The sequence below is a fragment of the Vibrio sp. QJM3NY_26 genome (assembly GCF_057786005.1).
The window spans coordinates 1,060,429-1,073,411 of the sequence record NZ_CM173515.1; the positions used below are offsets into that span (position 1 = coordinate 1,060,429).

Below are 12,983 nucleotides of genomic sequence, written 5' to 3' on the forward strand. Positions count from 1 at the left end.
TTCTCGTTAATATGCCCAAATTAAAGGATTTGTTTACGGGTTACAAGCAATGAAACTCTCAGTTCAACTTTAGAATTTGTAATCAACACCTACTGAAATCACGTATTGCGATGATTGGTAATACTCAATATTCGAATTTGTTGTCTTGGCGCCAAGTAGTGATACCAAAGACCAGTTTTTTGTACCAAAGATATTGGTGTATTCATAAGCAACGAAGGCTCCAAAGTCTTTGTCTTCACGAGTCTCATTAAAGATTGGATTCTCTTTATCATAGCTGCGTTTTGCTGCATTGAGTGTAAAAGCAAGGCCATGATTTCCAAATCTTTTCGCTAGGTTGATTTCCGCGCCAAGGCTCAAGAACGATAGTGCATCACCCTCAGAGTCTGATGAGAAAACATTCATTGAAGGTGTGAGAATGCCAGAGCCATCTTTCAAGAAATACTGGTAACCAGACTTGAGATAAAAATATTTTCGTTCTCGAATCATTAGTGCGCGTTCTTCTTCAGTTAAACCAAGGCCCTTTAGGCCGGTGTTTTCTTTTTTAACGTCGGACTCACCAGAGGCGACATCGAGATTAAAGTTCGAGCCCATTATTCTTGAAAGCTGCATTCGAACGACATTACCGGTGAGGTCGGTTTCTTTTCTATTTGAGTCAACGGCATAAGGGTCATCCCATACTTCACCTGATATCAGAGTTGGTAAGATAGAAAATTCAACCACCATACCGTGCTCGACTTGCTGCCTATATCCAATTTCAAATGCCAACGTACCTGTGATGATGTCGTCTCTTGAGGTACCTAAGAAAAATTGTTTGTGATTCAAAGCGCCAAAGGTGTATTGCATTGAACCCAAAACAGCGACCATTCCCTCTGCTTCGGTATTACCCGACGACATTAAATCGGCTTGAGATTGATGATTGCTTTGCCCAACATCTAGGTTGCTTGAGTTTGCGGTGAAGCCTGTTAAGAAGGTGATGTTGCCACTGAAGCCTTCGCTTGGTGCTAGAGCTGCGTATGAGTAAGGTGCAAGCGTCAGACTCGCCAAAAATAGGAAAATAATATGTTTCATCAATAGACTCGTACTTGAATGATTTTCTAAATTGAATTGCTTCGGAAGTGAATTGCTTGTTAAAGCGCAATAGGGGCCTTTCTGTTTGCCCAAGGTTTGGCGTTTTCTAGTTGATAGGCCAATTCAAATAACAGGCGGTCGTTGCCCCTTGCTGCAGAAAAGTGGCTACCGACTGGAAGGTTCTGCTTGTTCCAATACAAGGGAACCGACATGGCGGGATTACCTGCCACGTTTTCGATAGGCGTGTAGGACATTAACTTTTCTGAACGTGTCCATATCTCTTTCCCTGAGTGCGCTTGCTGGTCGAAATATTCAATATCCAAAGGAACATGGTTTGCACAAGGAGTCAGCCATACGTCGATGTCTTTAAAGAATTCTCGGTTGTGATTGAGTGCGAAATTTCGGCATCGCTCTTGAGAGTCAGTATACAAGCTAGGAGCGGCTTTCAAGCGCGCTTGCATCGTACGAGCTAAATAGACGATGTTATCGCTTACTTTGTCAGGCATCGATTCTAGCGGCATGCCTAGGCGGTCGAACTGCTCAGCAAAGCTTGCCATCTTGTTGCCAAATACGCCCATGTAGTTGTGCATGAATACATCGCCATCTTGGATCGGTTGCTCAACTTCGATAACGATATGTCCAAGGCTCTCGAGCAAAGAGACCGTCGAACGAATAGCTGCGAGCGTATCTTCATCGGGAAGCCTGCCGTGGATATCTTTGAGGGTGACGCCAATTTTTACCTGACGGGTAAGAGAAGCATTAACCATTCCTATAGGGGTTCGAGGAAAAGGCGTCTCAAAGTCATTTTTTGTATGATGCTCTGTGACTGATACAGCTAAAGCTGCATCACGAACGGTTCTCGACATAAACGATTGGTGAGTAAAATCTTCGTTTGTTGAGCCGTCAGTTAGCCCTGAAATCAAAGATTCTCGACTTGGCTTAAAGCCAAAAATACCTGTCGCTGAAGCGGGCATGCGCGAAGAGCCGCCACCATCAGTGGAATGCACTAATGGTACATAGCCAGCAGCAATCGCCGCTGCGCCACCACCAGTCGATGAGTGAACACCTCGGCTTAGATCCCATGGGTTACGCGTCGCGCCATAAAGGGGATTCTGTGTGCAGCCTAGTGCCATCATCTCGGGGATATTCGTCATACCAATGGTGTTGAGCCCTGCATTCTGTGTTGCACGAATAAACCAAGAGGTAGCGTTGGGCTTTCTACCTTGGTTTAGCTTCGATCCCATGGTGCATTCAAGCCCGACAACATCAACGCAGTCTTTCGCTAAGAAAGGCACGCCTGCAAAAGGGGAGTTCGGGTTAAATGAGTTGGCACGCTCTAGCGCTAAGTCAAAGCACTCAGAAACAACCGCATTTACTTGATCGTTTGTCTGGCGAATTTTATAGATGGCTTCTTGTACGAATTCTTTTGGCGAGGCTTTTTTGTCTCTTATCAGATTTGCCATCTCAGTCGCATCCAGTGGCGAGTCAACGGTTTGGTGATCTGAAGGCAAATTTGTTGGTGAAGTTGGCGTTGCATTCGCTAAGGTCGGCAGAGAGAGAGCCGCAGCAGAAACAGCACCTTTCCCCATAACTTTGAAAAAATCTCTGCGTTTTAATTCATTGATAGTCATCGTTTCTATCCCAAGTTAGAAAGTCACTATCCTTGTTTCGAAACCTAGCTCGCTAGGCTTAGCGTCACTCCGTGTGCTTATTTATGGGATTAGAATAAAGATTAGCGTGTTGGCTTGCAGTGCAAATACCGCCAATGTTCATACCATTCACGCCAACTGGTTTGTCGGGTTATGTATAGGGAGAGGTTATCGCTCAGCTGTTAACCAAAAGCTGGACAAGTCTTCAAACAGAGCGTCATTGTCTAAAATACTGAGATGGTTTTCGTTGTAACCGCGAATTTGGTCGGCATTCAATTGAGCGGGGCGCGACAACTGGCTTGATAAATTGATGACGCCATCGCTACTGTTGGTATTAAATAGATCGCCCGAGTTATAACCAAAGGCCAAAAAGTGGGGTATGTGAATCTCACTGCTATCAATGAATAAGTCAGCGATAAATTTTCCGTCTGGATTTAAATCAACCCATGCAGGCATTACCACGGGGGAGTACTCCATTCCTTGTTTAGCAGACTTAACACCATCAAACGGCGAAGAGATGGTGGTTACGCTGCTTACAAAGTCGCATAGCTGTCCGATTCGGCATTGACGAATACTGTTGGTCACGATCAAGCCGCCCATGCTGTGGGCAACAACATGTAATTGTTGGATCTTATATTCAGTCACCACCGTGTGTAACAGGTTATTTAAGCCTCTCGAGTTCAAAGATAGAGATAAACCTGAAGGGTAGTTAAACACCCATATTTGGTATTTAGATTGGTCTATTTTTCCAATGAGAGGGGAGAAATCTAAAGCCGTTGCATTGATCCCATGCACAAATAAGATCGGGATTTTAGCTGGGTCATATTCAGATAAAAAATAGAGACCCGCATTACCTTCGACCAAAAATGTCAGCGGTTGCCACATACCGAGCTTTGCGTTCCCTTTCTCAAAAGGAGGATCGGTTAAATTTGCCACGGTGCCTATATCAACGAGGTCTAATTCTATTTTCAATAGCGAAGATAACGAACGATCAACAAACGCACTTGGGGCTTCATTTTCATTAACGGATAATGAGACTTCTATTGTTGATTTGTCTTTATGAGAACGAAGTTTTACCACACTGAAAGCTTCATTGGCTTGTAGGGTAAGATCTTGATTTTTATCTTCAAAGATAAGTAGGTAGTGGACGTTATTTGATACGTGCAAGTGAATGCTGTCACTGTCTATGATGCCATCGTAGCCATCCACTTCGCTTTTATTGATGTCTTTGATTTGTTCAATCACCACGGCAGAGCCGGAGGCAGGTTGACTCAAGGTAACCATGTATTGATTGGTTATGGAGTCGATGGCTTCTATCTCATTAGATAGGTTTTTAAAGTTATTGCAACCTGATAACACTGAACTGAGTAACAATGCTGAACTGAAAAATAGTGCAGTAAGTAATCGCCTCATTTTAATTTCATCCTTAAATCAACCCGATTCATCCATAAATCAAAAACCTGTGTTTAATAGTAGCAATAAAGCAGAGAGTCATCTTATCCATTATGTTTGAGCGTATATTGTCTTGAAGACCCGCTGATTTCGGCTGTTGGAAAATTTGATATCGTTGCTATGTTGCTCCTACTCAAAAGCGAAACATTGTTGGTTGGGGTTGCGTAGCTTGATGATGGTATTGCTTGGGTCTACTCGATTCAACGCGTCATCATTGAGATTAGCGTGACTGAAATCGGTGCGAAATAGATCAGCGCGACTTAGATCAACGTTGAGCATTTGTGCGTGGCTCATGTCTGAGTTTCGTAAATCGGCATCGCGGAAAGCTGTGTTGTTCAGGTTGGCGTGGCTAAAATTGGCATGGGTGATATCAGCCTCACTCATGTCAGTGCCTGATAAATCGGCGCCACTAAAATTGGTACGAATTAGGTTAGCGCAACGCAGGTCGATGTTTTGAAGTACTAGGTTACTTAGGTCGGCATTACGTAATTGTGCACGTTCACCGCCTTGGTTTTCTAGCCATAGTTTGTGTTGTTCAAGAATAGAATAAAGTTCTTGTTGAGTGTATTTGTTCATACTTCACATCATCATTTTATTGAGCCCGCTGTTCTAGTCACCAGCGGGCTCTCATTAACTGAAAGCTTTGTTTAGTCGTTAGCCTTATTTAATAGACAGTTCTATTAAATCGGAAGTTCAATGTCACCTGATTGCTCCGCCCAAGCAGCAAAACCACCTGCGAGGTTTTTAACGGGTTTTAACCCCATCTCCGCGGCCATCTTGGCAGCGTAAAGAGAACGCAAACCGTGGGCACAATAGAACACGTAGGTTTTGTCTTGGTTGAACACCTTATTGTGAACGGGGCATTCAGGGTCAATCAAGAATTCCAACATGCCTCTTGGGCAAGTAAAAGCGCCGGGAATAATGCCGAGCTTGTTTCTTTCTTCGGCTTCCCTCACATCGACAAACACGTAGTCATCAAGTGTGTTTTGTTTGTCGTCGCTGCCGTTGAATAGCGCTATTGCTTCTTCTACCGACATATCTTCAACGACTTGGTAGGCTTCTTCTTTTAGGGCTTTAATGCCTTTGGTAATGGTTTGTGCCATGGTTTTCTCTCTTATTAAAATAGGATGACGGTTCTGTGTTTTGTGTTGCGGTGTCACTTAGCTATTTCATTCATTATCTAGTTTGGTTACTTCAAGGCAGCTATTTCGTCTGGTTATTTTGAGACTGTTATTTCGCAACATTGCCCGCCACATTCAGCGCGTCCCATGTTCGTGCAAAAGGAGGAGCGTAGCTGAAATCAAGGTAACCCAATTGTTGAGTCGTCATGCCTGCAGTAATTGCAACGCCTAATGCATTTAGCCGACCTACAGCGCCTTTCTTGCTGACAATTTCGCCGCCTAAAAGGCGTTTAGATTCAGGGTCGTAAGCAAGTTTTATCTTGATGTCTTCTTGGCCGGGATAATAATCCGTTTGGTTCTTGTCATTAATGACTGAGGTACTGGTTGGCACTGCGTATTGGTTTGCCATCCAATGAGAAATACCTGTGCTAGCAAGCTCGTAATCCAGCACTTTCAATGAAGATGAACCTAAGAAACCATCAAGGAAGGTATCTTTGCCTGCCAATTTGTCGGCCATCATTCGAGCCTGTTTATTAGCTGTGGTGGCGAGTGGCAAATACACGGGTTCATCAAGCGTTAAATGATGAACCGTCGCGCAGTCGCCCACCGCGTAAACATTCGGTACTGACGTTGCACCAAACTTATCGACTAATAACGCACCGTTGCCCATTTTTGGCAGGTCAAACAACTCGGTGTTAGGTTTGAAACCAAGCGCCAGAATCACAATGTCGGCTTGAATGGTGATGTATTCCGGTTCTACCGAATGGCTGGTGGCTTCGTTAGTGTTATTGGTCGCGGATCGAGTTTTGCTCACTGTAAGCAGATAACTCGCTTTCTCACTATTCCCTTCGTCGCTGTCTTTTGAAGCAAAACGTTCAATGTGTTCGACTTGGGTATTGGTCAGCAGGTTGGTTCCTGTGTCACGAATGGCATCTTCGACGTCGGAGATCATCTCTGGGCTGAATTGGCGGCTCATGATGTGCGCTTCGCGCTCAATAATGGTGATGTCTTTTCCTAAGTCATGTGCCGCATCGAACATCTCTAATCCAATAAAACCTGCACCAATGATTGCAACGCGAGGTTTATCTACTGCGAGCATGGCTTGTTTCATGGCAACGCCATCTTCCATGCTAGTGAGTGTGTAAACATGCTCGGTGCTATTCGAATCAGCACGATCATGATTACCCACACGAAAAGAGGTCGCGAAGTCTGGAATTAAAGGGCGCGCACCTGTCGCGATGATTAACTTATCAAACGGAATATCTTGTGATTCGCCTTGCGTGTTGACTGTGATGATTTGCTCAGCAGCGTTCACTGCGACCACCTCAGTATTGATACGAACATCGAGTCCGGAATCGATGGCTTGCTGCGGCGTGCGAGAGATCATGCGATCTGTATTTGGGAACTTGTCGCCAACAAAGTAGGGCAAACCGCAGGCACCAAACGAAAGGTAGCTGCGTTTTTCAATGACAATAACGTCATCTGTGGGTTGGTTTCTTTTGTATTTGGCAGCAAAGCTCATACCAGCAGCACTGCCACCTAAAATTACGATTTTCATAGTGGTACTTCTTCTTATAAGGACGCGGCATTCGCGCCCTTTGTTTATTGGGATGATTCTGAGTGACTTGAAGCGACTGACGTTAAGTTAAAAATTTAAGCTGGAATCTCGCCATTGGTCGTATTCGACAGGGCTTGTGCTTTGTACTGTTCTGTATTCAATGAGCCGTTAGTCTTAGCAGTAAGAACACCAGACAACATCGACCCAGAGATATTGAGAGCGGTGCGTGCCATATCAATCAAGGCTTCAATAGATACCAGTATCGCTACAATCGTGATGTCCAATCCCATGATGGTTAGCACGGCAACCGCTGCAAAGGTCGCACCGCCGCCTACACCCGCAATACCGAATGAAGCAATGGCAATCACGGCAATAAGTTGTAGAACAAAGCTCAAATCAATCGGGATACCCATCACTTGTGCAGCCATGATGGCAAGCATTGCAGGGTAAATACCGGCACAACCGTTTTGGCCAATGCTGGTCCCGAATGTTGCCGACATATTGGCTGTCTCTTCATCTACACCAAGGCGCTGAGTTTGTGTTTCAACGTTTAGCGGAATGGCTGCCATGCTTGAGCGAGAACCAAATCCGAACACCAGTACGGGCCAAGATTTTTTAGCGAATGTCTTCGGAGACAAACCAAACAAGCCAACAAGTACAAGGTGAACAATGAACATCGCTGCGATCGCCGCGTAGCTTGCAATAACGAATCGGCCCATTTCAGAGAGTGCGAACAAATCGTTGCTCATCATGAACTTGGTCATTAAAGCAAATACGCCATAAGGGGTGAGCTTAAGTATTTCTCGCACCATCGATAGCACGACTTCTTTTGCTGCATTGATGAAATCAACAAAGCTTTGCACTTTCTCTGGCTTACGCTTTTTCACTTGGAGAATGCTAAAACCAAGGAACATACCGAATAGAACCGTCGATAGTGTTGAGGTTCTTTCTGCGCCAGTCAGCATTTCAAAAATATTGGTCGGGATGATAGACAACACCAAGCTTGTGAAGGTGTTGTTCGACATCAGCTCTTGAGTCGATAGCAGGCTATCGCTGCGCGCTTCAATGGCAGTGCTAGTTCCCATTGCATTGACTAAGCTGTTCGCGTCGATGTTGAACAAGTAGATACTCGCAATTCCGATTACTGCAGAAATAGCCACGGTGAAAATCAACACGCCAATCACTTTAGGTGCGATTTTCGAGAGTGCACTGGTGCCTTCTACATTCATGATGGAAGCTGTCATGGCAACAAACACTAACGGTATTACTATCATCTGGAGTAGCTTGACGTAGCCATTACCGAACAAAGAGATAAGCTCTGAGAACTGCAAGCCAGCCGCGCTGTCGGTGCCCAGTACTACTTGGATAATGCCACCAAACAGAAGGCCGCCAACCAGTGCGCTAAGAACGCGGAAGTTGAAGCTTTTTTTCTGTTTTTTAAAGCGAGATAACACGACGTAAAAGCCGAGAAAAATGGCACTCAGTGCCAGTAACGTAAAGCTCATTTTAAGCTCCTATATCTACATCAAATAAAAGCACTGGAGTGGGGCACATAACGTGTGTGAGGTGGTGTTTTACCAAAGGCGCACAAGGTTTGAAGCGTTGTCCAGTGAAGGAATATCTGTAAGACGAAGCTTGATTAAAAAAGACGGTAAAAAATCACAATTAATTTTCAAATAAGAAAACGGTGCTATGACGAATCCGCCATAGCACCGTTGTTTATTCTAATCTTTAGGTTCTTAATTAGAGGTTATTTTTATATACCTTGCCGTCTTTCATGATCAGCTTTTGTGTCTCTGTGTTGGCAACACACGCTACGCCTTCCAGTGGGTTGCCATCGATAATCAATAGATCGGCATACGCGCCTTCAACGATCTGACCTAACTTGCCTTCTTGGTATGGGTGTTGGTAAGTCGACATCTCGAACAAGCGTCCACAGTTTGATGTCGCCATGCGAAGTGCTGTGATGGTGTCGAATGTTTTCTCAATCGCACCAAGTTCATTCAATTGTGTTGCATGAACGTTGGTTTCACCCACGCAGTCAGTGCCAAAAGCAATGTTCTGAATATCGTATTTCTTAATCAGTTCCGCCGATTTGAACATGGCTTTACCTACGCGTTCTGTCTTGCGGTATGTCTCTTCGTTCGGCAGTGGGATCTTGCGTTCTGCAATCAATGAAGAGGTAAAGTAAGACGGAATCACCCAAATGCCTTTCTCTTTGATTATCTCGGCAATGTCGTCATCCATAATTGTCGCGTGTTCGAAAGACATCACGCCCGCTTCGGCTGCTCGGCGCATCGCATCAGAGGTGTGGATGTGCGCGGCAACATAAGTGCCATAATCAGAAGCGGCATCAACCGCGGCTTTCATTTCTTCTGATGTGAATTGCAACGTGTCTAGTGGGTCGAATGTTGAAGATGCACCACCGCCAGCCATGATCTTGATTTGAGAAGCGCCCATAAACAGCTGTTCACGTACGGCTTTTAATACTTCTGAACGACCATCAGCAATTTTCATGGCACCTAGCTTCATCATTGGTGAATCTTCGTGACCGTTTGCCAAACGTTCTTGTGCTTGGTTCTGACGGTAATCGGAGTGACCACAGGTTTGAGATATAGCGGCCATTGAAGGAAGAATTCGTGGGCCAGTTGCGTAACCGTTATCGATACTTTTCTTTAGGCCAAGCGTGTTACCCGCCACATCACGAATAGTCGTAAAACCGCGCATCAACATCTCTTCTGAAATCTTTGCTGAGCGAATCGCCACTTCTTCACGGGTCATTGTATCAATGACATTAAAAGAGGCAGAGAGCGTGATATGAACGTGCGCATCAATCAGGCCTGGCATGACTGTGCCGCCTTGAGCATCAATAATTTCATCGGCTAACGTTGAATCAATCTCGCCAATCTGAGTGATCAAGTTATCTTCGATGAGGATTGATACGTTCTCGATTAAGTTGTTATCAACACCGTTAAATACGTTCGCGTTAGTGATTAGCTTTTTCATAGTCTGCACCTTTTGGAAATGAGTGTGTGTCGCTGATGGAGTCATCATATGGGGCGCAGCATTTGAAGAATGGCCATTTGGTGACAAGCAATAACGAGACTTATCTTTTGGTGCTTTTCTATATTTCTAAGTTTTTCCTATTCGAACGTTCAGGTGTATTTCAAATCGTCGTCACCTTGTGTTGAGAATCAATTTACCGAACTGTAACTGGCTCTAAAACGGAAGGCTTAAGGGAAATGCTGAATTAGTTCATAGACTTAAAGGGCGAACGTTAAATTGACAATATCTTATAAAATGTTAAATCGGTGTCAGTATTTGGGGGCTCTGACATTGGTCTGAAATTTAAGTTCGTTCTATGAGGCAATATCCTTACATCAAGAAAAATATATGGTTAAGGATTAACTCATGAAAAAACAAAATATCTCGGCAGTCGCCCTTTTAGCACTGATTATTACAGGTTGTGGCGGAGAAAGTTCGTCAGGAGGTGACAGTACAACGTCTAACAACGCTAATGCTCCAAGTAATCCCGACTCATCATCTACCTCTCAGCAGCCTGACATTAAAGCTCTTAGCAACAATATGATTTTTGCTATCGAAGGCTTTGTCGATACAACGGCTCCGATCAGAAATTATTCTTCTATAACCGTTAAAAATGAATTGCCTGCATTCAAAGGTGGGGATACTCAGAAGGTTGATGTGGATATCGCGCTACCAACGATCGTTATCGATAATGGCAGTAACTTTGTTAACGATTGGCACTGTTATGAAACCGCAGGGTTAAGGGCGCAAAGGAAAAGTCATCAGTTACTTGTGGACGGTACAATTTCTGAATATCGATACGATATGCAAAGCAACGCTTGTTCTAGTGAGCTCTTGGGATCGTATGTGTTTAATGATGCGGTGTTCGACAGTTCGTTGGAATTTAAAACCGTTGGCAGCGTAGTTTCCAAAGATGAGAACGGAGTGGAGTCTAATCTACCCACTTACGATTTTATCGCTCAAGCTTATGGAGAGCAGTCAAAAGAGCGGTTCGGTGATTCTTGGGAATTATTACAGCGCGACAAAATTAATGCAGTAGCTAAGGAGGTTGGGGCTTCGATCTTTGAATTGAACACTTTATCTGGAAAGATCGATTTGGATCTAGGTCAGCTTAATAGCGACATTCTCATCGATTTCTCTTCACTAGATACAAATCAATTATTGAATGGTGCGATTTGGGGGATGCCCGGTCAAGGCGTAGCCGATGAAAAATGGTGCCGAATTGTGAACATTCCGGAAGATTTAAGCCAGAACAGTATCAAGTACCAATCTGTTATCTCGACAAATTGTGCGAGGTCGGCACAACGTTATTGTGATGCCTTTGGTTCATCGTTTTCGAGTGGTAACTACCCACCAGCAGCTCCTATCGCTTGGGATAGTAACACGGCGAGTAATGCCCAATTGAACTCTGATGAGCAGTACCGAAGAGATGCTCAAGGTCACTTTGTTGTGAACAGTTCTGGTCAGAATGCGTTTGTCCTCTCATCCAATTCGGTTGTGATTCCTATTTTTGGTTACACCAGTCCGCGAAGTGATGGGCAAGTTAACAATGCCGGTCTTAATAGTTGGGCTGGTCACGAAGGTCACTGCCAAAACGTGATGAATAGCCGACACACAAAGATGGGGATTGGATACAAAGTCAGTAAGTCAGATACATCGAAGATGTCTTATTGGACGCAAGATTTCAACTAACACACTCATTGCTTAAATACGGGTCATCTATTTAGCGTCTCTATTCTTTCTTTAGTTGGTAGTGGCAGGTTACTCGGTAGTGGAAGGTTACTTGGGAGTAGCAAATTACTCGAGAGTGGCACTTTGCTCGATAGTGCCATTTTACTCTACAGTGATACGTGGTAGATCAGGATTATTGAAGGTGGAGGTGCGAAGACATTATGACGATTCATTTGTGTTGTGAATGATTTTGAGTGGTGTCATGAAATGGTAAGTTTTGCTTCGATTCGAACGCTAAGATGTATTTCAAATCAAGGCTACTTATCAAATTAGAGAGAGACAGAATGACTAAATCAGACAAAGTTTACGGGTTCAACACACCACAACGTCTATTTGTAGGTTACACGTTAGCCGTGCTGGTGGACTTAGTAGTGCTTAACTTTTTCGATGAGTACTGGGACTTCGTCAACATTGAATCTTTCACTATTTCTTTGATAGCGGCGTTGTTACTGCAGTTATTGTTGAAGCTCTCTATTGGCTTAGAACACAAGGTAGCGGATTACTTCAAACAGAAATCTGGAACGGCACCTAAGGTGTATCGAGCGCTGTCGACATACATTATTCTTGTTGGCTCAAAATTCGTCATGCTAGAAGCGATAAACCTTATGTTCGGTGACAAGGTGAGCTTCACAGGCCCTTGGGGCGGTGTAGTTGCGTTCTTCGCTGTGGTATTTACGATTTTGATTTCAGAAGTGATTGTCTCGAAGATCTACTTTGCTCTTGATGATAAAGCCGCTGAAGGCAAACCAGTAGCACAGTCATAACGGAACGCGAACTGATCGTCCAATCTAAATAGAAATAAAACGAGCCAGCTAATTGCTGGCTCGCTTTCATTTGTGTGGCGTATTATTCAATTAGTTCTGGAATTTCTTTAACGCCACTTTCAGCTATCGTTGGAGCTCCTTGAACAGTAACACCATCACAGCTAACGTAAACTTTGCCATTTCTTCTTACTTGAGTACACTCTTCCGGAATCACTTCCTTTTCAACCGTTTCTGTAACGGTTTCAGTTACTGTTTTTATAATTGGTTCTTCTGTTACCAATCTAAATAAGTAGTAGAGTCCTAAACCTGCAGTCACAAGAGTGATTAGGAGCAAAATAGTCAGAAAGAGCACTTTAAGCCAACGTAGTGCTTTGTCTACTTTACTGTTCCAACGGTTGTTTTTACTATCTTGCTGAGCCTTTGACTCAGCTGCAATTGCTTTGGCATTTGCTTGCGCCGTTCGATGGTTTGCTTCAGCTGCTTTCCTTTTCTCATTGGCAATTTGAAGTTCTACATGCGAATTTCTATTCTTAACTTTGTTTAGTTTTGATTTTAGCTCTTCGGCTTTGGTTGCTTCCTGCACTTTCGTTACTTC

The 12,983-nt window shown here is 44.0% G+C and carries 11 protein-coding genes; 2 read left to right on the top strand and 9 right to left on the bottom strand.

Going from position 1 to position 12,983, the window contains the following annotated elements:
• Positions 1-69 precede the first annotated feature (69 nt).
• The 8 genes from AC3CH4_RS04770 to AC3CH4_RS04805 form a co-directional block, all read right to left on the bottom strand.
• A complete protein-coding gene (locus tag AC3CH4_RS04770) occupies positions 70-1,068 on the bottom strand; it encodes a DUF2860 family protein (RefSeq protein ID WP_488543394.1) in 999 nt (332 codons plus the stop codon).
• 59 nt (positions 1,069-1,127) lie between these two features.
• Positions 1,128-2,699: an amidase gene (locus AC3CH4_RS04775; RefSeq protein WP_488543395.1), complete on the bottom strand. Its 1,572-nt coding sequence runs from the start codon at positions 2,697-2,699 to the stop codon at positions 1,128-1,130.
• A 186-nt stretch (positions 2,700-2,885) separates the two neighbouring features.
• Positions 2,886-4,130, bottom strand: a complete 1,245-nt coding sequence (locus AC3CH4_RS04780; protein WP_065205601.1) for an esterase/lipase family protein — start codon at positions 4,128-4,130, stop codon at positions 2,886-2,888.
• A gap of 168 nt (positions 4,131-4,298) precedes the next feature.
• Positions 4,299-4,745 carry a pentapeptide repeat-containing protein gene (locus AC3CH4_RS04785; protein WP_065205600.1) on the bottom strand — a complete coding sequence of 149 codons (447 nt, stop codon included), beginning with the start codon at positions 4,743-4,745 and terminating at the stop codon, positions 4,299-4,301.
• 104 nt (positions 4,746-4,849) lie between these two features.
• Complete coding sequence (locus tag AC3CH4_RS04790; protein WP_065205599.1) at positions 4,850-5,272, bottom strand: rhodanese-like domain-containing protein; 423 nt, start codon at positions 5,270-5,272, stop codon at positions 4,850-4,852.
• 127 nt (positions 5,273-5,399) lie between these two features.
• Complete coding sequence (locus tag AC3CH4_RS04795) at positions 5,400-6,848, bottom strand: FAD-dependent oxidoreductase (protein ID WP_114633178.1); 1,449 nt, start codon at positions 6,846-6,848, stop codon at positions 5,400-5,402.
• Between the two features lie 95 nt (positions 6,849-6,943).
• A complete protein-coding gene (locus AC3CH4_RS04800; RefSeq protein ID WP_054546712.1) occupies positions 6,944-8,353 on the bottom strand; it encodes a cation:dicarboxylate symporter family transporter in 1,410 nt (469 codons plus the stop codon).
• Positions 8,354-8,591: 238 nt separating this feature from the next.
• On the bottom strand, positions 8,592-9,854 hold the full coding sequence (locus tag AC3CH4_RS04805; protein WP_054546711.1) for a metal-dependent hydrolase family protein: 1,263 nt from the start codon (positions 9,852-9,854) through the stop codon (positions 8,592-8,594).
• A 405-nt stretch (positions 9,855-10,259) separates the two neighbouring features.
• Between AC3CH4_RS04805 and AC3CH4_RS04810 the strand changes: the two genes are divergently transcribed.
• Entirely contained in the window at positions 10,260-11,585 is a 1,326-nt protein-coding gene (locus AC3CH4_RS04810) for a CAP domain-containing protein (protein ID WP_488543396.1), read from the top strand.
• 323 nt (positions 11,586-11,908) lie between these two features.
• Positions 11,909-12,388, top strand: a complete 480-nt coding sequence (locus AC3CH4_RS04815) for a hypothetical protein (RefSeq protein ID WP_171314710.1) — start codon at positions 11,909-11,911, stop codon at positions 12,386-12,388.
• 82 nt (positions 12,389-12,470) lie between these two features.
• On the opposite strand, the gene AC3CH4_RS04820 is transcribed toward AC3CH4_RS04815, so the two are convergent.
• The gene (locus tag AC3CH4_RS04820; protein WP_171314711.1) at positions 12,471-12,971 is read right to left on the bottom strand and encodes a hypothetical protein; all 501 of its coding nucleotides are present in this window, start codon (positions 12,969-12,971) and stop codon (positions 12,471-12,473) included.
• Positions 12,972-12,983 lie beyond the last annotated feature (12 nt).